Genomic DNA, 19745 nt, shown 5'->3' on the forward strand with positions numbered 1-19745 from the left:
AGGCAGTAGGGCAGAACGGCGAGTTGTCAGCTCTTGGCTTTGCCGGGCTTGTTAGATTTCGTGCTCGCGCGCTGTCGGGCTTCGGTCAGCAGACTTGTTCGTTCGGACTTTGCCAGTTTCGAAAACGCCAAGATCATTTCCGCTAGGTCATCGGACTCGGCGAAAAGGTACGCAAGCGGTACGTCCAGGGCCTTAGCCATGGCTGCGGCCGTTTCCATATCAGCCTTCGACGCCTGCTGTTCGTAGCGATTGATCCGAACGCTGCCAGTTTTCTTCGTCATGCCGAGCAGGGCTCCGAGCGCGCGCTGGGAAACGTCCCGCATTGCACGGGCTTCCTTCAAGCGCTTCGCAAAGATTGCTACGGCGAGCTGGGCCAAGCGGAGTCAACGGGAACTGAACCTGTCCCATCTTCGCCCTTGTTCCTCAGTACGCGTAGACTCTACATTTACTGTAGATAGCGTTGCACACGGGGTCGCCCGCCACAAGGGGAACTTGGTGGCTTGGCTAACCCATTGATTTCAAAGGTCTGGGACTAAAGGGGAAAGCATGACTCGTCTTGTATGGCTGATCGTTGTCGCTGTGGTGTTGGCAGGGTGCTCGACGCATCCCGTGTCGTCCGATAACGCGGTTCCAGTACCACCGGATCGCGTGTTCGCGTTCCAGTCGCCCAGCTCAGCGCCCAGCGGAACACTGGTCGTGGTGCGGGATGAAGGTATGCAGGGACGAGGTTGTCCTGCCGCGTTCTATGTCGACGGGCAACTGGTTGCCCAAGTGCGAGCTGGCGAAACCACGACCTTGTTCGTGCCCGTGGGCAATCGCATCGTCGGTGTCGGCCCTGCAGGCAAGGGCCTTTGCACCCTAGCGGACCCGGCTACCCATCGTCGGGAAACATCGCTGCTGATCGACCCTAACAATCAGACCAAGGTGCGCTTGTCGATCGTCGGCGAAGGCATCTACCAAGTCACCCCGACCGCGTTCTGAGGGCTACGACCATGCGCGGAATGGGATGGTTGCTGCTGGGCATCGGGGCAGCATGGCTGCTGTATGCCCTGAACGTTGATACGAGTGTTCCGTTGCCACATGGAGCGGGATGGCCGGGCAGGGTGCAAAACCTGAGCCTGATGGAGCATCGCCGTACGCATTTGATGCTGTCGGGTGGGGTGCTTATCGCCGGTGTCCTACTAATGGGATTTGGCACCTTACAGCGCAGTGCCAATGACGACGACCTCAGTGATGATGAGGACTATCGGCAGTGTCCGTTTTGTGCGGAACCCGTTCGGGTGGAAGCTGTGATCTGTCGGCACTGTCGTAGTGCGTTGCCTGCGGTGGCTGTGGACGATGTTGAGCCTGATGAAGAAGCCGAGGTGTCGGCCGAAGATCCTGTCGACGCCGGACACACGTACTCCTACCGGGCGCTGCGTGAAGCTGCGGAAGCCGCAGAAAGAGGGCAGTAGGTCCTTCTTACATAGCGTTTGCCTGGGCGATCTACCGACTCCTGGCAGGCTAAGGCGACGAAACGTTCGGCAGAAGCGGCGTAAGCCTCAGGCTGTCAGGCGCTTTGGACCTGGGTACGATGAAGCCTCCTGCCGAGGCTCGACCCATGCCGCACGACGACAAAGTCCACCCGGTCTTTTCCTGGAAGATCGAAGTCCTCGACAGCCACGACGCTGCGATCTTCCATTTCAGGGCGGTCCCGCTTGGTACCGTGGACCCCGATACCATGCAGCCCGACAATTTGCCCGCCATGGCATTCGCCCTCGACGGCATGCGTAGGTTGCGAGACGAACTGGACGGTCTAATCCAGTACATAGAAGCCCGTGGTCGGGAAACTGGGCTTCAATAAACAAGTCGTGTTCAAAGCACGCGAGCGATTGCTGCGTGGACGCCTTCCAAGTCTGGCCCAATCTATGCGCAGCAGAGGCTAGCGATTCTTTCTCGCGCTCCTTAGTACTTGTTCCTTTTCTTTGAGGAATGCCGCGCGGACGTTGGGTATAAACCGTGGTTCGTCCGGCGTTCCGAAGTACTCCAGTTCTCTCTCTTCTTCCGTGCCAAGATAGTTAAGAAAGAGCTCTGCCTTCTCTAGCCTGCGCTGCACCCGCTCGTACTTCTTTCTTTCGCTCATTAATTGAACTTCTTGATTAGTAAGCAATACGAGCCCGTTACACGTTGCTTCGTCGCGTATTCCACAGTCTGTTGCAGCAAGCTCGATGTAAGTGAAGAACGCCAGTAACTCGTTAGATATGAATTGTCCGAATGCAGTGATTCGCAGCGAATCGATTTGGTCGGTGTAGAAGTCCTGTCGAGTCGATGCCTCTACGACGTTCGACGATAGCAGGACATCCATCCATGCTTTGAAGTCATCTTCATTGCCGTACCGGCTCATAAACTGATTTTTTAATTCACCGAAGGCAACGAAGCCAGGTATCGTTGGGTCCTGCCCGTCAGATAGAAGCCGGAGTATTCTCAATCCTGTGAAGTGCGAGCTAGTAGTGCCCGATCTCACCTGATATATGTTTAGGACCTTGCTTAGTTTTTCGTCATAGAAGAGTCGGGTTGGTGACATCAATGGTCGAACAACCTGATGAATCTGGATCGTCCAAACGACGCCGAGTTCCGTCATCTCCTTGGCGTTTGTGTAACCCGAGAGTAGTAGCTCGACAAATAAATCCAAGGCCAGTCTGATGTTTCCATGAGCGCAAGCTGAGATGAACTTGTTCAATGGTGAATCAGGGATTCTGCGGAAGTCATTAAGGAAAGCCTGGAGAAAGAGAAGCAGCTGTTCCTTTCGTGACTCCTCTATATCAATTTCCCCCGTCCGAAGTTCCCGAAGGAGGTATTCCAGTCGACGAATGAATACTTCCGTGGAAGATGGCGAGCTTATATGAAAGGCGCTGTTTTGATATGCATCCAAAAGGCCGCGTATCTTTGATGCATAGAAGCGTTCCTCTCGCATTGCGATGAGTACTAGGCAGCCAAGCTCCGCACTAACAGATTGTGCAACGGTGAAGGCGTAATCCTGTAGTTGGTTTTCGAGTTGGTCCGTGTTGTCGAGAACAACGACGATTCCGCGATGCATGCGCTGATGCCACAGGGCCAGCCTGCGCGCGACATAACGAAGATCTATCTTCCATGCCGCTAGTAGTGCGTTTGCGGCTTGGTTATACGCTGTGCTGTCGGAATCGAGGCCGAATAGCTCCTGCTTTGCGGCAACCTCCCAGCGGTCCTGGAAAAGCTGGGTAAGTTGATCCCTGTCGCCCGAGAGGATGTTCGCGGTGTCGAGGCGCTCGGCAATTCCTCGCCAGATGGCCTCCTTGATAGATGCTTCGTCTTTTTCGACTTGCAGCATGTTTACGGTTGCTACAGCGACATGCTTCTTGATGAACTGTGGTGGCTTGTGATGAAGCACTCTCCAGAGAAATGTGGATTTACCAGATCCCTTGCCTCCGAAAAGGACCACTACGTCGCTGCCAGCCTTGCTGACCGTGTTCTTCTGGATTTTGCGATGGATCGCGCTGCCGCGATCACTGTCCTCGATCTCACTGACGCCATAGGACTCAAAAAATGGAGTTACCGCGTCCTTAATCAAGGTGCGAACGCCCCGCAAGCTGAGATCGTAAGCGCGCTGGTTGACGTAGCAAGCCTCGATGAAATCTGGATCCTGTTCCACAATTGGACCGAAGTACTTCTTCGCTAGCGGGCGCAAAGTTGCGGCAAGGATGTTGTGATTCAGAATCTGGGAAAACGCGTTAATCTTTTCCTTGGGGTAGAAGACTTCCCGTCCGTCCGGACTGCTTCCTCTAAAAGCGGCTGTAAGGCTCGCTCGTTCGACAACGGAGGAATACCCGAACATTGTGACGGCGTCGGGGTAGTTGATTTCAAACCAGGAAATGTCTGAAATTACGATCGCTCCGAGGTCCTTCCAGGCTCGCCCGCGTTCGAAGACCTTGAAGTAAACAAACTGGACGCCGTTGCTTACGGCCGCGAACTCACACCCAAGTTCCGCAGCGTATCGCTGGGCTTGTAACAGCGCGTCTTTCAGGCTTCCCGAAAGCAGCGACTTTACTTTTACTTGCCGTAGCTTCTTTCCTGCATTGAAGTTCTCTGGGAGTTGAAAATAGTTTCCGGTGCGCTTTGCTTCAATTATCAGCGCTGCAACTCCATTGGGCTTTTTGAGCACGTAATCGGAAAAACCATCTGCCGAGGAGCGCTCGAGGTCAAATGCTGAGCGCGGCCACCCCAGAACTTCGATCAAAAGCTTGTCTAGAATTTGGAACCGTGTGTCGGCCTCATTCAAGTCTGCCGTGTTTGCAGTCTCCGCTAGCTCCTTTGCAGCATCTACTGACACAGGTCATCCCTCCGGAATGTTCTTGTTTGCAGCGCAAGCTTGTATTAACAGGCTATGACAAGAAGCTATCCGGGGGTATTGTTCCGGTCAATACAGTCGTGGCGCGCTTTCTTAACCGGTGGGTGGGTTAGCCATGACTTTGGTGGTCCATTGGGGACGCCAATGCATGATGCGCCGGCTGTAGGCCGGTGATCGTCGGGTGCGTAAGGCCGTGCAGGCATGTGCTAGCCAGCCAGGTTGGGGCAGGGTAGTCATCAGTCAGAAATTCGACAGATCGGCGCATCCGGCTTACGAGGTACTTACGGGCTGCACGGGGCATGGCTAAGTCCTTGTTCCACATGGTTCAGTCCTGCGTCCAACAGCGCATCGAACATGCGCCGCTCCCCGGTCCGGTTTCGACGCGTTAGATAAGGAACATCCGCATCCTCCCGCCCCGGTGAGACCCGACCCAGCCCATCCCGGCTTAGGCCGCACTTACCGGTACCCCGACCGCCTGCGCGAACTGGGCGCCGAGCACGTCTCCGAACTCGACGGCGAGCCCGAAAACATGGTCTTCGCCCTGCCCAAGGAACTGCGGCTGCAGCTGGTCGATTGACCCTGCCGCGGCCCGGCGCCTACAATTGCGCCCCTTCGCCGGAATAGCTCAGTTGGTAGAGCGGCGCATTCGTAATGCGTAGGTCGCAGGTTCGACTCCTGTTTCCGGCACCAAAGCCCGCCTCGCGCGGGCTTTTTGTTTTCCGATCGGGAACTCCCACGCGCCGCATGCCCCAGGGCGATCCTCAGATTTTTCCCAATTTTCTTCCCGTCTCGATTGGCGCCTCATGACACAAGTAGGAACGGACCCCGGGATGCCCATGATCGGCATTCCGGGGGTGGTTGGAAGCAGGCCGAGCGTGCCGTGAGGTGCAGGTGCTCCGATGAAATGGGTTGAACTAACTCTTGCGCTCACTGGCGTAATCGGCCTGATCGCCGGTTATCGAACCAACAACCGCACCATCCTCGTCACCGGCGCCGTCGTTCTTGTCCTCGCCACCGCGCGGCCCGATTGCGTCAGCGGGTTCATTGCGTGCCTCTAGCGGCTGTTCGCGGCGTGCAAAAGCACGGCTAGCGCAGTAAAGGGATTCGTCGTTCGTATGGGAAAGACAGAATTCGACAAGGCAAAGGCGGACTCGTTGGCGCATGCCATTCTGGAGCCGCATCTCCACGCGCCCGAGCAGACCGAGCTGGACCCGAGTCAAACAGCGGCGTTGCGGGCGCGGAAGCGACGTCTTGCCTGGTTCACGTTCGCTGGTTCAGGCATTGGTGCGGCGATTTCGTACTTCCATGGGGCGCCTTTTGTCGACGGCACCGTAGTGGGCGGTCTGACCGGCGTCGCGGTCGGCTGGCTCCTGGCGGCGGCCGAACCGCCGTTGGCGTGATCTGAAGCCTCATCGGTCCTGGTACGACCCAGGCCCGCGCCGACTCGGCTGCAACTTCCGTCTCGCCTTCGGAGACTGGCGCCCGGTACAGTGCCGAGCATCTCCGCAGCATTCGCGCACATGGCCAAGACCGCCACCCGCAAGACCGCCTATGTCTGCAACGACTGCGGCGCCGAATTCAGCAAGTGGCAGGGCCAGTGCGGCGAGTGCGGCGCTTGGAACACGCTGAGCGAAGTCGTGCTCGAATCCGCATCGGCCGCAAAGGGTGTGGCCGCGTCGCGCCGCAGCAGTTGGGCCGGTGCCGCCGATACGCCCAAGGTCACGGCCTTGAAGGACGTTCGCCATCACGAGGACAGCCGCGCTTCCACCGGCATCGGCGAGCTCGACCGCGTGCTCGGCGGTGGGCTGGTGCACGGTTCCGTGGTCCTGGTCGGTGGCGATCCGGGCATCGGCAAGTCCACATTGCTGCTGCAGGCGGTGACCAAACTGGCGCCGAGCATGCCCGGGCTGTACGTCACTGGCGAAGAGTCGCTCGCGCAGGTGGCTGGTCGCGGCGCGCGGCTGGGACTGCCGCTGGACGGCGTGCACGCGCTCGCCGAGACCTGCGTGGAGCGCATCCTCGAACACGCCGCCGCGATGCGTCCGCAGCTGATCGTCGCCGACTCGGTGCAGACGCTGTGGACCGAATCGCTGAGCGCCGCGCCGGGTTCGGTGAGCCAGGTGCGCGAATCGGCGGCGCGGCTGGTGCGCTTCGCCAAGGAAACCGGAACGGCGGTGTTCCTGGTCGGCCATGTGACCAAGGAAGGCGGCATCGCCGGTCCGCGCGTGCTCGAACACATGGTCGACGCTGTGCTGTATTTCGAAGGCGAGAGCGGCAGCCGCTTCCGCGTGCTGCGTGCATTCAAGAACCGCTTCGGCGCAGTCAACGAGCTCGGCGTCTTCGCGATGGGCGATAAGGGCCTGCGCGAAGTGCCCAATCCTTCCGCGATCTTCCTGTCCGGCAACAGCGCGCCGCAACCCGGCAGCTGCGTGATGGTCACGCGCGAGGGCACGCGGCCGCTGCTGGTGGAAGTGCAGGCGCTGGTGGATGCATCGCCGCTGTCGAATCCCCGCCGCGTCGCCGTCGGCATGGAAGGCAATCGCATGGCGATGCTGCTGGCCGTGCTGCATCGTCATGGCGGCATCGCCGTCGGCGATCAGGACGTGTTCGTCAATGTGGTCGGTGGCATCCGCGTGCAGGAAACCGCCGTCGACCTGCCGGTACTCATGGCCGTGCTGTCGTCGCTGCGCGATCGTCCGCTGCCGGAGCAGACCATTGCCTTCGGCGAGGTCGGTCTCTCCGGCGAAATCCGCCCGGTGCCCAACGGCGAGGAACGTTTGAAGGAAGCGGCCACGCACGGTTTCAAGCGCGCCATCGTGCCCAAGGCGAATGCGCCGCGCGGCGGCCGCGTCGGCGAGATGGAAGTGATCGCCGTGGAGCGCCTGGCCGATGCGCTAGACGCCGGCGTCTAAAGCGCGAACACCACGGTGCGGTGGCCGTTGAGCAGGATGCGGTCGTCCAGCCAGTAGCGCAGTGCCTGCGCGAGTACGCGGCGCTCGATGTCGCGGCCGATGCGGATCATGTCCTCGGGCGTGTCGTGGTGACCGACGCGCTGCGTGTCCTGTTCGATGATCGGGCCTTCGTCCAGATCCGCGGTGACGAAATGCGCGGTGGCGCCGATCAGTTTGACCCCGCGCTCGTGCGCCTGGTGATAGGGGCGCGCGCCCTTGAAGCCGGGCAGGAACGAGTGATGGATATTGATGCAGCGTCCCGCCAGCTTCGCCGCCATCGCATCGGACAGCACCTGCATGTAGCGCGCCAGCACCACCATTTCGGTTTGCGTGCTTTCGATCAATGACCACAGCGCCGCTTCCTGCTCGTGCTTGCGTTCCTTGACGACGGGCAGGTGATGGAAGTCGAGCCCATCGAAGCCGATGTGCCGGAAGCTCTCGCGTGGATGATTCGAGGCGACGGCGGTGATCTGCATCGGCAGCTCGCCGATGCGCCAGCGGTAGAGCAGGTCCGCCAGGCAATGGTCGAAGCGCGAGGCGAGCAGCATCACCCGGCGTGGTTGTGCGCGGTCGCGCAAGGACCAATCCATCGCGAATCCGTGCGTTAGCTCGCCGAAGCTGCCTTGCAGTTCGTCCAGCGATGCGTCGGCCGCGAACACCGTGCGCATGAAGAAGCGATCCGTCGCCAGATCGTTGTACTGCTGCGAGTCGAGGATGTTGCCGCCGTGGTGTAGCAGCCGGCCCGTCACGGCGTTGACGATCCCTGGGCGATCCGGGCACGACAAGGTGACGACGTAGTGGGGCATCGGGGCGGTCCCGGCAGGCCAGAGCCCCTTATAGCGCGATAGCGCGCGACGCGCCCCGAGGGCCGGCCCGAGGGTGCCCGGGCCGGCACATTCGCGGTTAGTGCCCGCCCGCGGCTTCGGGACCGGCCTTCGCGACGAACGGCGGCTTCGCCACCCAGACGAAGGCGATCACGATCAGGAACACGATGCCGAGCAGGTGGAAGATCTCATTGAAGCCGATCTGCGCGGCCTGGTTCGAAATCATCCGCTCGAGCACGAACGCTCCGCGCTGCAAATCGCCGCGGCCCAATTGCGTGACCGTGTCGATCACGCCGGGATCGGTCGCCGCGAGCTTCTCGGTCAGATGTGCGTGATGCACCGCGCCGCGCTCGGTCCAGGCGTAGGTGGTCAGCGATGCGGCGAAACTGCCGCCGAGCGTACGCATGAAGGTGGCCAGGCCCGAGCCCGCGGCGATCTCGTGCGGCTGCAGGTCCGACAGCAGGATCTGCAGCACCGGCATGAAGAACAGCGCGACGCCGAAGCCCTGGAACAACTGCACCAGCGCGATGTGGCGGAAATCCACGTCCAGGTTGAATCCGGAGCGCATGAAGCTAGTCGCCGACATCGCGATGAACGCGAGGGTCGCCAGCATGCGCAAGTCGAACTTGTGCGCGTAGCGGCCCACGAACGGCGTGAGTATCACCGGCAGGATGCCGATCGGTGCGGTCGCGAAACCCGCCCATATCGCGGTAAAGCCCAGATTGCGCTGCAGCCACAAGGGCACCAGGATGCCGACGCTGAAGAACGCCGCGTAGGCGACCACCATCGCCGCCGTGCCTGCGCTGAAGTTGCGATGGCGGAACAGGCGCAGATTGACGATCGGGTCCTTGTCGGTCATCTCCCAGATCACGAAGACCGCCAGCGAAATCACCGAAATGATCGCCAGCCACACGATCAGCTGCGAGCGGAACCAGTCCTCGTCGTTGCCCAGGTCGAGCAGCACCTGCAGCGCGCCCACACCGATCACCAGGGTGATCAGGCCGACATAATCCATCTTCGGCTTCTCCAGCCGCTCGGGGCGGCCGCGTAGCTGCGCGCCTACCACGGTGCTGGCGAACAGGCCGATGGGCACGTTGATGAAGAAGATCCACTCCCAACTGTAGTTGTCGGTGATCCAGCCGCCGAGGATCGGTCCCGCGATCGGCGCGACCACGGTCACCATCGCCAGCAACGCGATCGCCTGGCCGCGTTTGTGTGGTGGATAGATCGAGATCAGCAGCGCCTGCGTGATCGGATACATCGGGCCGGCGACGAAGCCCTGCAGCGCACGCGCCGCGACCAACAGGCCCATGCTGTTGGCCAAGCCGCACAGCAGGGATGCGATGACGAACAGGAAGGTCGCCCAGACGAACAAACGGCGTTCGCCGAAGTGACGGGTGAGCCAGCCGGTCAGCGGCAGCGCGATCGCGTTGCTGACGGCGAAGGACGTGATGACCCAGGTCGCCTGATTGGCGCTGCCGCCGAGATTGCCGGAGATGGTCGGCAGCGACACGTTCGCGATCGTCAGGTCCAGCACCTGCATGAACGACGCGAGCGCCAGGCCGAGCGTCGTCAGCGCGATGTTCGGCGGGCGGAAGCCGTTGCTGGGATTGGGGGATGACATGCAGGGTGCTCGCGATCAGCCGCGGCCGCGCGACAGGTTCTCGCGGACGATCTTCTGAATCAGTGCATCGGCATCCGCCAGCTGCTTCGCATAGGCATCGGTGGTCAACAACGCCTTGTTCTGCGGTGCCGCGGCGAGCACGACGCCGCTCTGGTCGCGCAGCGACACGTCGGCGTGCATGCTCAGGCCGATGCGCAGCGGGTGTTCCGCCAACTGCTTGCGATCCAGCTCAATCCGCACCGGCACGCGCTGCACGATCTTGATCCAGTTGCCACTGGCGTTCTGCGCCGGCAACAGCGCGAAGGCGCTGCCGGTGCCCAGACCCAGGCTGCTCAGCTTGCCGTCGAATTCGACGTCGTCGCCGTAGAGGTCCGCGTGCAGCTGCACCGGCTGGCCGATGCGCATCTTCGCCAGCTGGGTTTCCTTGAAGTTGGCTTCGACCCACGCCTGTTCGAGCGGAATCACCGTCATCAGCGTGGTGCCGGGCTGCACGCGCTGGCCCAGCTGCACGCTGCGCTTGGCGACGTAGCCGGACACCGGCGCGACGATCGCGGTGCGCTGGTTGTTGAGGTAGGCCTGGCGCAGCTGCGCGGCGGCGGCCTTCACCTGCGGCTGGTCGATGACGGTGGTGGCGTCGACGAGCGCGCGGTTGCGCGACAGGTTTTCGTTCGCGGACGACAGCGCTGCCTGCGCGGCGGCGAGTTCGTCGCGGGCGTGGGCGAGTTCTTCGGCGGAGACGGCGCCGCTGGCGACCAGGCCTTCGCGACGTTTCACATCGGCGCTGGCCTTTTCCACGGCGACGCGACGCGCGGAGATGTCGGCCTGGCCAGCTTCCACGGCGCTGTAGAGGCCGCGCACCTGGCGCACGGTGTTGGCGAGGTTGGCGACGGCTTGCTCATAGGCGACGCGGGCATCGTTAGGGTCGAGCTGCACCAGCACCTGGCCGGCATCGACCTTCATGCCGTCGTCCGCGCCGATGCTCACCACCGTGCCGGCGGTCTGCGGCGTGATCGCGACGACGTTGCCTTGCACGTACGCATCGTCAGTGCTCTCGTGCCAGCGCCCGACCAGCAGGTGCCACAGGATCCAGGCAATCGCGCCGATGACGACCAAGGTTGCCAGGATGATCAGTGCCCGCTTGCGCTTGCTCTTCGGCGGCTGCGCCGCGGTGGCGGCATTGGGATTGATTTCGGTGGTCATGGCGTGGAGGCCTTGGAGAGGTCGTTGGTGTCTTGGGTGTCGGAGGAAGGAGCGGCGAATGCGAGGCCGCCGCCGAGCGCGCGATCCAGGTCGATGGCGGCACTCACGCGTTGCGCGCGCAAGGCCGCGATCTGCTGGTCGATCTGCAGCAGTGGCCGCTGCGCACTGAGCACGTCGAGTTGCGTGCCGAGCCCGGCCTTGTAGCGCGCGGTGGCCAGCTCCCACGCCGACTGCGCGGCGTCGTGCGCACGTTGCGCGGAAACCAGTTGCGCATCGAGCGAACGCGAAGCCTGCAGCGCATCGGCGACTTCGCGCAGCGCGCCGATCAGGCTCTGGTTGTAATTGGCTACGGCCAGGTCGTATTCGGCGTCGCTCTTGGCGAGGTTGTTGCGCAGCCGGCCGCCGTCGAAGATCGGCATGCTGATCGCCGGTCCGCCCTGTGCCAACAATGCGTCGCTGGAGAACAGGTCCGAGAGGTTGCCGGCGGCGACGCCGACCAGCGCACTGAGGTTCACGGTCGGATAGAACTCGGCCTTGCTCGCCTTGATGCCATGACGCGCGGATTCCACGCGCCAACGCGCGGCGACGACGTCGGGACGATGCCCCAGCAGCTCGCTTGGGACCACGCCCGGGATCTGCGGTACCGGTACCCCCAGCAGTGAGGGACGGGCAATGTCGAGACCACGGTCCGGGCCTTTGCCCAGCAGCGCCGCGATCGCGTTGCGCGCGGCATCGATCTGCTGCTGCGCGGCCTGCTCCTGCTGCTGCGCGCTTGCTACCGTCGTTTCCGCATTGCGGATCTGCAATTGATTGTCGAGGCCGGCCTTGACGCGCTGGCGACCGAGTTCGAGCAGATGCGAAGCGCGCTGCCCGTCGGCCTTGGCGATATCGGCGGCTTCGTGCGCCTGTGCGAGCGCGACATAGGCGCGGGCGATATTCGACGACAGAGTGAGCCGCGCGGCTTGCGCTTCCACCTCGGCCGCGCGTGCCTGGCCCAGCGCGGCCTGCGTGCGCGCACGATGACCGCCCCAGATATCGGGGCTGTATTTGAACTGCAGACCCAGCAACGTAACGCCGATGTAATCGCCGCCGATCGGCGGCGGAGCGACCGTTTCCGGAATCTGCACACCGGAATATTGAGCGGTTGCGCCCAGGGTGGGCTTGCCGGCGGCTTCGGCCAGGCCTGCCTGCGCAACGGCCTGGCGGACGCGCGCGTCGGCAGCGTCGAGCGAAGGCGTACCGGCCAGCGCTTCCTGGATCAGCGCATCCAGTTGCGGGTCACCCAAGGCCGTCCACCAATCCTGCTGGGGGAAACCGGCGTCGGTGGAGCCGGCGAGACTGCGCGATGCCGTCAGCGTGTCGGCGTCCAGCAACTTGCCCTGCGGTTCCAGGCCATGCGTGCTCGCGCACGCGGCGACCAGCAGCGACAGTGCGACGGCCAATGGCTTATGCAGTGGGCGAAGAGAAGCGAAAGGCATATCAGCGTTCCGGAGTCGAAAGGTTGTCCCGCACCTGGGCGAGCAGGCGCGTGAGGGTGTTGCGGTCGGCTTCGCTCATCCCGTACATGGCGCGCTCGCGCACGCGCTGGCCGCAATGATTGACGTCGTTCCAGATCGCCGTGCCGGCTTCGGTCAGGTGGATGCGCAGTGCGCGGCGATCGGTGGGGTCGGCGACGCGGGCGACGATGCCGCGGTGCTCGAGCTTGTCGAGCAGGCGGGTCATGGCGCCCGGATTCAACTGGGCCACGTTGGCCAGGTCGGTGACGCTGGCGGTGCCTTCGGCCAGATGCTTCAGGGTGATGTATTGGCTGAAGTTGAGGTCATGCCCCGCGGCGAGCAGTTCGGCTTCGATCTGGGTCCAGAAGCCGGCGCGGATTTCCCGCAACAGCAGACCCAGGGTCGAGCCGCTGCAGGCAGCCGTGGAGGGGGTGGGGGTGTTCATGGCGTGCAAATATGCTCACCAGTGCAATATTTGTCAATGCAAATATTGCTCGTGCAATATGGCGGTCTAGGCCCTATTCAGGCGCGAAAGGCGGGCTTGGGCGGCTCAGGAGCGGCCGAGCATCAGCTCCAGCACGAACTTGCTGCCGAAGAAGGCCAGGACGAGCATGCCCATGGCGGTCAGCGTCCAGCGCACGGCGGTCGCCCCGCGCCAGCCGCGGCGCCAACGGCCCAGCAGCAGTGCCCCGAACAGTAGCCAGGAAAGGACACTGAGCACCGTCTTGTGGACCAGGTGCTGGGCGAACAGGTTCTCCACGAACAGCACGCCGGTCAGCAGGGTGGCGGTCAACAGGATGAAACCCACCGCAATCGTGCGGAACAGCAGGCTTTCCAATTCCACCAGCGGCGGCAGCGCACGCAGCCAGCCGTGGAATTCACGACGGCGCAGGGCACGTTCCTGCAGCCACAGGGTGATGGCCAGGAGAGCGGCGATCGCCAGCGTGGCGTAGGCGAGCAGCGCGCACCAGGCATGCAGTTGCAGGCGCCAGTCGAGCGCTTCGGCGGTCACATGCCCATAGCCGGCGTACGCGGCCAGGGTGATCGCGGCAATCGGGAAGACCACCACGCCCAGGGCCGCCATCCGGCCGCTGGCGCCGTACAGCGTCGTCATCGCCGCCATGCCCATGGCGACCAGCGACAGCGCCGAGAAGAAGTGCAGGTCGGCGCCACCGGCGCCGCGCCACGCCAATGCATGCGTGGTCAGGTGCAGCACGACGGCGACCACGGCCGGAAGCAGCCAGCGCAGGCCGCGCTTGTGTTCCCGTCGCAGCTGCGCGACCAGCAGCCCGGCGGCGAGCAGATAGAAAAGGACGGCGATGAGAACGATTGTCATCGACGCAGTGTCGCATACGGCCGCTGCCGGCGAGCGTGCCCTGAACCCGCGCTCCAGGCACGCACCCGCAGCCCGTATAATTCGCGCCCGCTTTCGATCGATCGCCCGCAGGCTTCCCGCATGTTCGAGTCCCTCACCCAGCGTCTGTCCGGCACCATCGACCGCCTGCGCGGCCGCGGCCGCCTGACCGAAGAGAACATCCGCGAGGCGACCCGCGAAGTCCGCATCGCCCTGCTCGAAGCCGACGTCGCCCTGCCGGTGGTGCAGGCCCTGATCGAGCGCATCAAGGTGCGCGCGGTCGGCCAGGAAGTGCTGAAGTCGCTGACGCCGGGCCAGGCCCTGATCAAGGTCGTGCGCGACGAGCTCAGCGCGGTGATGGGCTCGACCGCGAGCGACCTCAACCTCAACGTGCCCGCTCCCGCCGTGATCCTGATGGCCGGCCTGCAGGGCGCGGGCAAGACCACGACGGTCGCCAAGCTTGCCAAGCACCTCAAGGAAAAGCGCAAGAAGAAGGTGATGGTGGTGTCGGCCGACGTCTATCGTCCGGCCGCGATCGAACAGCTGAAGACGCTGGCGCAGCAGGTCGACGTGCTGTTCTTCCCGTCGGAGGCGTCGCAGAAGCCCGAAGCGATCGTGAAGGCCGCGATCGACGAAGCGCGCAAGACCTACGCCGACGTGCTGATCGTCGATACCGCGGGCCGCACCAGCATCGACGAAGCGATGATGGCCGAGATCAAGGCGCTGCACAGCGCGGTCAATCCGGTCGAGACGCTGTTCGTGGTCGACTCGATGACCGGTCAGGACGCCGCAGTCACCGCCAAGCACTTCGCCGAAGCGCTGCCGCTCACCGGCGTGGTGCTGACCAAGACCGACGGCGACGCGCGCGGCGGTGCGGCGCTGTCGGTGCGTTACATCACCCATCGCCCGATCAAGTTCATCGGCGTGGGCGAGAAGCCCGACGGCCTCGACGTGTTCCATCCGGACCGTATCGCCAGCCGCATCCTCGACATGGGCGACGTGCTGTCGCTGGTCGAGCAGGTCGAGCAGCAGGTCGACAAGGACAAGGCGCAGAAGCTGGCGGAGAAGGTCGCCAAGGGCAAGCGCTTCAACCTCAACGATCTGCGCGATCAGCTCGAACAGATGCAGAACATGGGCGGCATCCATGGCCTGATGGACAAGCTGCCGGGCATGGGCCAGGTCCCCGACAACGTGAAGAGCCAGGTCACCGGCAAGGAAGTGCCGCGCATGGTCGCGATCATCAATTCGATGACGCCGAAGGAGCGCCGCAATCCGGATCTGCTCAATGGTTCGCGCCGCGCCCGCATCGCGCGCGGTTCCGGCACCACGCCGGCCGACGTGAACAAGCTGATGAAGCAGTATCAGCAGATGGAAAAGATGATGAGCAAGCTTTCCGGCGGTGGCATGAAGGGCCTCATGCGCGGCATGAAGGGCATGATGGGCGGCCGCGGCGGAATGCCGTTCCGCTGATCGGATGCGCGCCATTCCAAGGGTGGAATGACGCAGTGGAATGATGTGTGCCGTCGCCAACGGCGGCGCGCCGCGGGGTTTGCCCTAGAGTTCGGGCGTCTCCTCGCGGCGAGTACGTCATGTCCGCTTCCAATCACAACGTCTTGTTCCTGCTCGGCAGCGCTCGCGAAGGCGGCAATGCCCAGTTCCTCGCTCAGCGCATGGCCGCGGCGCTGCCGGCATCGGCGAGCCATCGCACCCTGCATCTCGACGAATATCCGCTGCCGGCGTTTCGCGACATCCGCCATTCCGTCGGCATCTACCCGCCGCCGCAAGGGAATGAAAGGGTGCTCGCCGAAGCGACCCTGGACGCCTCCGACATCGTCATTGCCGCGCCGCTGTATTGGTACAGCGTGCCCGCCAGCGTGAAGCTGTACTTCGACTACTGGAGCGCGTGGCTGCGCGTGCCCGGGCTGGATTTCAAGCAGCAGATGGCGGGCAAGCGCCTGCACGCCGTCTGCGTGGTCAGCGACGAGGACTTCAGCGCGGCCGAGCCCTTCGCGCGAATGCTGGAACTCACCGCCGGTTACATGGGCATGGAGTGGCGGGGCATGCTGACCGGGTACGGCAACCGGCCGGGCGACGTGGCCCAGGATGCCGAAGCCGTGGCTCGGGCGGATCGGTTCGCGCTGGCCGGTTGACCGGGGCGCTCCGCGGCTCCGATGCGGCCGAAAAGCGCCGGACGCCGGTTTTTTGGGCGCTCGGCGGCGCGGATGGCCCTCTGGACGCCAATTTTTGGGGCGGCGCAGTTTCCTCGGCCGAATCAATAGCTTACAATCCCGCGCTTACCCTGCCATTCCGGCAGCTGGGCAACACGAGAAAGCAATGGTCAAGATCCGCCTCACCCGTGGCGGCGCGAAGAAGCGCCCCTTCTACCACATCATCGTCACCGACAGCCGCAGCGCCCGCGACGGTCGCAACATCGAGCGCGTGGGTTTCTACAACCCGGTGGCGCAGGGCGCTGAAAAGCGCGTCGAACTCGACCTGGAGCGCATCAAGCACTGGGTGTCGAAGGGTGCGCAGCTGACCGACAAGGTCGCCGTCCTCTACAAGGAAGCGGCCAAGGCCGCTGCCTGATTGCTGGCCGCGCGCTTCGCCGCGCGGCTGATTCCGCAATCCGCATGAGCAACGATCAAGGGCGCCGCATCCTGCTGGGCAGGGTGACCGGCGCCTTTGGCGTTCGGGGCGAGGCGAAACTCGAGTCCTGGACCGAGCCGCGCAGCGCCATCTTCCGCTACCAGCCCTGGATCCTGCGCGACCCGCAGGGCAACGAGCGCGAGCTGCGCGGCGTGCGCGGCAAGGAAAGCGGCAAGCACATCGTCGCCCACTTTCCCGACGTCACCGACCGCGACGCCATCGAGGCGATGCGCGGCACCGAGATCTACGTCCCCCGATCCGCCTTGCCGCCGCCGAAGCCGGGCGAGTTCTACTGGGTGGACCTGGAGGGGCTGCGCGTCGTGAACGTCGATGGCACCGATTTCGGTACCGTCTCGCACTTGTTTTCCACGGGCGCCAACGATGTGCTGGTCGCGCACGGCGAGCGCGAGCGCATGATCCCGTTCGTCCAGCCGCAGTACGTCACCGGCGTGGATTTCGAAGCCGGCGTGGTCACGGTGGACTGGGATCCCGAGTTCTAGAATTCCCTGAAGGTCTGGGCAAGGGCCCGGCTTTTCGTAAGTGGCCGCCGCGCCAACCGTCGCAGCTCATCCAGGATCGCCATGCGCATCGACGTCATCAGCTTGTTTCCCGATTTCATCGCCCAGTGCACCGCGTTCGGCGTGACCGGGCGCGCCGGAGAGCGCGGGCTCGTCTCGCTTCATGCCTGGAATCCCCGCGATTACGCGGAAGGCAATTACCGTCGCGTAGACGACCGCCCGTTCGGCGGCGGGCCGGGGATGGTCATGTTGATCGATCCGCTGCGCGCCGCGATCGAAGCCGCGAGAGCTGCGGATCCCGCGCCCGCCCGCGTGATCTATCTCAGCCCGCAGGGCGCGCCGCTGACCCAGGCCAAGGCGCGTGAGCTGGCGGCGCGCGAGCGGGTGATCCTGCTGTGCGGCCGCTACGAAGGCATCGACGAGCGTCTGATCGAAGCAGAAGTGGACGAAGAGCTGTCGATCGGCGATTACGTGCTGTCCGGCGGCGAGCTGGCGGCGGCCGTGGTGATCGACACCGTGGCCCGGCTGCAGGAAGGCGCCCTGAGCGACGCCGAGTCGGCCGAGCAGGACAGCTTCGAAGGCGGCCTGCTGGATTGCCCGCATTACACCCGGCCGGTCGAGCACGCGCTGGGCCGGGTTCCGGACGTCCTGCTCTCGGGCAACCACGCGGACATCGCGCGCTGGCGACGGCGGGAAGCCCTGGGCCGGACCTGGCAGCGCCGGCCGGACCTACTGGACGAATCCACACTGTCCAAGGCCGATCATCGCCTTTTGGACGAATATAGGGCCCGCTTCGCCGAGGTTGGCGACGATTTCGACGGTTAGGGCGTATGTCCCTGGCTAGCTACCAGATCGGGCCGACAGGAAGGCCCGCCACGTTGGCGACACCCCCCGTTCCGGGCCATAACCATTTGCCGCGCAAGGAAAAACTCCGCTAGAATGCGCGGCTCGCTCCACCGATGCCAGACGCGGGTCCACGTGCACTCGCGCTACAACTACACCAACAGGCCATAGCCATGAACAAGCCGTCGATCCATACGCTCCTGCAGAATTTCGAAGCCGAACAGATCCAGCGCAAGCTGCCGGACTTCGGCCCCGGCGACACCATTGTCGTCAACGTGAAGGTGAAGGAAGGCAACCGCGAACGCGTCCAGGCCTACGAAGGCGTGGTGATCGGCACCAAGAACGCCGGCCTGAATTCCTCGTTCACCGTTCGCAAGATCTCGCACGGCTACGGCGTCGAGCGCGTCTTCCAGACCCACAGCGCGATCATCGACTCGGTCGAAGTGAAGCGCCGCGGTAAGGTCCGCGCCGGCAAGCTGTACTACCTGCGTGGCCTGGAAGGCAAGAAGGCCCGCATCAAGGAAGATCTCGCCGCCTACGCCAAGAAGGCCAAGGCCGAGTAATTCCAACGCACTACCTGGCGCGGCACCCACGGGTGCATGCGCCGCGACGGCCGCCCTCGAGGCGGCCGTTTTGTTTTTTCGGGCATGTTGTTTTTGCGCACTCGCATACGCGCGCGCATCGACCTTCGGAGTACGCTGCGCGCATCGCCGACAGACAGGCGAGGGCAGCCGTGCTGCGCCACTGCGAATTCCGCTTCTACGAGGAGCTCGGCGATTTTCTTGCGCCCGAGCGCCGCAAGCGCAGCTTCATGCATGCGTTCGACGGCACGCCGGCGGTGAAGGATCGGATCGAGGCGCTGGGCGTGCCGCATACCGAGGTCGATCTGATCCTGGTGGACGGCGAACCCGTGGGCTTTCATCACCGGCTGCGCGGCGGCGAGCGCGTCGCCGTATATCCCATGTTCGAATGCTTCGACCTGGGTGCGGCGACGCGTCTGCGGCCGGCGCCGCTGCGCGAACCGCGCTTCGTGCTCGACGTGCACCTGGGGCGCCTTGCGTCCTATCTGCGCTTGCTCGGATTCGACACGCTGTACCGCAACGACTACGGCGACGAGGAATTGCTCGCTATCTCGCAGACGCAGCGGCGCATCCTGCTCAGTCGCGATACGGGTCTGCTCAAGCGCGCGGCACTTACCCATGGCGCTTTTATCCACGCGACCGATCCACGCCGGCAGTTGCGCGAGGTGTGCGACCGCTTTCAGCTCGATGCGCTGATCGCGCCGTTTACCCGCTGCGCGCGCTGCAATGGGAAGGTCGAATCGCTGGCACCGGAAGCGATGATCGGCGCTGACGACTGCTATCGACTCAGCCGCTGCAAGGAATGCGGGCAGATCTACTGGCCGGGCAGCCACCTCACTCGCCTGCGGCAACGCCTGCGTGAAGTCGGCGTATCGATCTAGACCTCGTCATGGCGCGATAATCCTGCCCGCGATGAAGATTTCAGAAAACGTTTCAGACGAAGCCAGCGCCAGCGTGCGTCTCGACTTGTGGTTGTGGGCCGCGCGTTTCTTCAAGACCCGCGCGCTCGCGAAGCAGGCGATCGAAACCGGAAAGATCGAGATCGGCGGACAGCGCGCCAAGCCGTCGCGCGCCGTGCGCGTCGGCGATGCCGTGAAGATCGCACGCGGCGAGGAAACCTTCGAGGTCGAAGTCCGCGGGCTGAGCGCCATGCGCGGCCCCGCGAGCGTGGCGCAGGGACTGTATTCCGAGAGCGAAGCCTCGCGAGCGCGCCGCGAAAGCGAACGCGCGCAACGTTCCGCCGAGCGCGCTGGTTACCGCGCCCCGGAAACCAAACCCGACAAACGCGCCCGCAGGCTCATCCGCGCGCTGGGCGATATCGACGCGACCTAGTTCGCCAGTCGAT

Annotated in this window: 22 protein-coding genes, 1 tRNA gene and 1 pseudogene; 16 read left to right on the forward strand and 8 right to left on the reverse strand. The window is 63.7% G+C overall.

Annotation, left to right across the window (positions count from 1 at the left end; all coding sequences use genetic code 11):
- Nucleotides 1–26 precede the first annotated feature (26 nt).
- Nucleotides 27–377 carry a helix-turn-helix domain-containing protein gene (locus ACYVJ8_RS02605; protein WP_460709333.1) on the reverse strand — a complete coding sequence of 117 codons (351 nt, stop codon included), beginning with the start codon at nt 375–377 and terminating at the stop codon, nt 27–29.
- Nucleotides 378–546: 169 nt separating this feature from the next.
- On the opposite strand from ACYVJ8_RS02605, the gene ACYVJ8_RS02610 reads away from it, so the two are divergent.
- The 3 genes from ACYVJ8_RS02610 to ACYVJ8_RS02620 all read left to right on the forward strand — a co-directional run bounded on the left by ACYVJ8_RS02610 (nt 547) and on the right by ACYVJ8_RS02620 (nt 1843).
- Entirely contained in the window at nt 547–981 is a 435-nt protein-coding gene (locus ACYVJ8_RS02610) for a hypothetical protein (protein ID WP_460709334.1), read from the forward strand.
- A gap of 20 nt (nt 982–1001) precedes the next feature.
- The gene (locus tag ACYVJ8_RS02615; protein WP_460709335.1) at nt 1002–1454 is read left to right on the forward strand and encodes a hypothetical protein; all 453 of its coding nucleotides are present in this window, start codon (nt 1002–1004) and stop codon (nt 1452–1454) included.
- Nucleotides 1455–1600: 146 nt separating this feature from the next.
- A complete protein-coding gene (locus tag ACYVJ8_RS02620) occupies nt 1601–1843 on the forward strand; it encodes a hypothetical protein (protein WP_460709336.1) in 243 nt (80 codons plus the stop codon).
- Nucleotides 1844–1921: 78 nt separating this feature from the next.
- Here ACYVJ8_RS02620 and ACYVJ8_RS02625 read toward each other — a convergent pair whose 3' ends face one another.
- Nucleotides 1922–4345 carry a hypothetical protein gene (locus ACYVJ8_RS02625; protein ID WP_460709337.1) on the reverse strand — a complete coding sequence of 808 codons (2424 nt, stop codon included), beginning with the start codon at nt 4343–4345 and terminating at the stop codon, nt 1922–1924.
- 490 nt (nt 4346–4835) lie between these two features.
- Here ACYVJ8_RS02625 and ispH point away from each other — a divergent pair.
- From ispH to radA, 5 genes and pseudogenes are all read left to right on the forward strand, one after another.
- Nucleotides 4836–4940, forward strand: a pseudogene (gene ispH, locus ACYVJ8_RS02630) (4-hydroxy-3-methylbut-2-enyl diphosphate reductase); the annotation flags it as partial.
- 37 nt (nt 4941–4977) lie between these two features.
- Nucleotides 4978–5053, forward strand: a tRNA-Thr gene (locus ACYVJ8_RS02635).
- 209 nt (nt 5054–5262) lie between these two features.
- On the forward strand, nt 5263–5421 hold the full coding sequence (locus ACYVJ8_RS02640) for a hypothetical protein (RefSeq protein WP_460709338.1): 159 nt from the start codon (nt 5263–5265) through the stop codon (nt 5419–5421).
- Nucleotides 5422–5478: 57 nt separating this feature from the next.
- Nucleotides 5479–5763: a hypothetical protein gene (locus ACYVJ8_RS02645; RefSeq protein WP_460709339.1), complete on the forward strand. Its 285-nt coding sequence runs from the start codon at nt 5479–5481 to the stop codon at nt 5761–5763.
- Nucleotides 5764–5883: 120 nt separating this feature from the next.
- Nucleotides 5884–7275 (forward strand): DNA repair protein RadA, encoded by a 1392-nt coding sequence (gene radA, locus ACYVJ8_RS02650; RefSeq protein WP_460709340.1) that lies wholly within the window; start codon nt 5884–5886, stop codon nt 7273–7275.
- Here radA and purU read toward each other — a convergent pair.
- From purU to ACYVJ8_RS02680, 6 genes are all read right to left on the reverse strand, one after another.
- Nucleotides 7272–8120: a formyltetrahydrofolate deformylase gene (gene purU, locus ACYVJ8_RS02655; RefSeq protein ID WP_460709341.1), complete on the reverse strand. Its 849-nt coding sequence runs from the start codon at nt 8118–8120 to the stop codon at nt 7272–7274. The genes radA and purU overlap by 4 nt on opposite strands.
- Before the next feature lie 97 nt (nt 8121–8217).
- Nucleotides 8218–9762, reverse strand: a complete 1545-nt coding sequence (locus tag ACYVJ8_RS02660) for a DHA2 family efflux MFS transporter permease subunit (protein WP_460709342.1) — start codon at nt 9760–9762, stop codon at nt 8218–8220.
- Between the two features lie 15 nt (nt 9763–9777).
- Nucleotides 9778–10962 (reverse strand): efflux RND transporter periplasmic adaptor subunit, encoded by a 1185-nt coding sequence (locus ACYVJ8_RS02665; RefSeq protein ID WP_460709343.1) that lies wholly within the window; start codon nt 10960–10962, stop codon nt 9778–9780.
- A complete protein-coding gene (locus tag ACYVJ8_RS02670) occupies nt 10959–12440 on the reverse strand; it encodes an efflux transporter outer membrane subunit (RefSeq protein WP_460709344.1) in 1482 nt (493 codons plus the stop codon). Before ACYVJ8_RS02670 ends, ACYVJ8_RS02665 begins: the two co-directional genes overlap by 4 nt.
- A gap of 1 nt (nt 12441) precedes the next feature.
- Complete coding sequence (locus ACYVJ8_RS02675) at nt 12442–12903, reverse strand: MarR family winged helix-turn-helix transcriptional regulator (protein WP_460709345.1); 462 nt, start codon at nt 12901–12903, stop codon at nt 12442–12444.
- 105 nt (nt 12904–13008) lie between these two features.
- Nucleotides 13009–13794: a cytochrome C assembly family protein gene (locus ACYVJ8_RS02680; protein WP_460709346.1), complete on the reverse strand. Its 786-nt coding sequence runs from the start codon at nt 13792–13794 to the stop codon at nt 13009–13011.
- Between the two features lie 120 nt (nt 13795–13914).
- On the opposite strand from ACYVJ8_RS02680, the gene ffh reads away from it, so the two are divergent.
- The 8 genes from ffh to ACYVJ8_RS02720 all read left to right on the forward strand — a co-directional run bounded on the left by ffh (nt 13915) and on the right by ACYVJ8_RS02720 (nt 19732).
- Nucleotides 13915–15282 carry a signal recognition particle protein gene (gene ffh / locus ACYVJ8_RS02685; RefSeq protein ID WP_460709347.1) on the forward strand — a complete coding sequence of 456 codons (1368 nt, stop codon included), beginning with the start codon at nt 13915–13917 and terminating at the stop codon, nt 15280–15282.
- Nucleotides 15283–15401: 119 nt separating this feature from the next.
- A complete protein-coding gene (locus ACYVJ8_RS02690; protein WP_460709348.1) occupies nt 15402–15962 on the forward strand; it encodes an NAD(P)H-dependent oxidoreductase in 561 nt (186 codons plus the stop codon).
- 184 nt (nt 15963–16146) lie between these two features.
- Entirely contained in the window at nt 16147–16398 is a 252-nt protein-coding gene (gene rpsP / locus ACYVJ8_RS02695) for a 30S ribosomal protein S16 (RefSeq protein ID WP_460709349.1), read from the forward strand.
- Nucleotides 16399–16442: 44 nt separating this feature from the next.
- On the forward strand, nt 16443–16958 hold the full coding sequence (rimM, locus tag ACYVJ8_RS02700; RefSeq protein ID WP_460709350.1) for a ribosome maturation factor RimM: 516 nt from the start codon (nt 16443–16445) through the stop codon (nt 16956–16958).
- A gap of 81 nt (nt 16959–17039) precedes the next feature.
- A complete protein-coding gene (gene trmD, locus ACYVJ8_RS02705; RefSeq protein ID WP_460709351.1) occupies nt 17040–17801 on the forward strand; it encodes a tRNA (guanosine(37)-N1)-methyltransferase TrmD in 762 nt (253 codons plus the stop codon).
- A 191-nt stretch (nt 17802–17992) separates the two neighbouring features.
- Nucleotides 17993–18382, forward strand: a complete 390-nt coding sequence (rplS, locus tag ACYVJ8_RS02710; RefSeq protein ID WP_460709352.1) for a 50S ribosomal protein L19 — start codon at nt 17993–17995, stop codon at nt 18380–18382.
- A 170-nt stretch (nt 18383–18552) separates the two neighbouring features.
- Nucleotides 18553–19281: a Mut7-C RNAse domain-containing protein gene (locus ACYVJ8_RS02715; RefSeq protein ID WP_460709353.1), complete on the forward strand. Its 729-nt coding sequence runs from the start codon at nt 18553–18555 to the stop codon at nt 19279–19281.
- A gap of 31 nt (nt 19282–19312) precedes the next feature.
- A complete protein-coding gene (locus ACYVJ8_RS02720) occupies nt 19313–19732 on the forward strand; it encodes an RNA-binding S4 domain-containing protein (RefSeq protein WP_460709354.1) in 420 nt (139 codons plus the stop codon).
- Nucleotides 19733–19745 lie beyond the last annotated feature (13 nt).

This window comes from Lysobacter terrae (genome assembly GCF_054782215.1).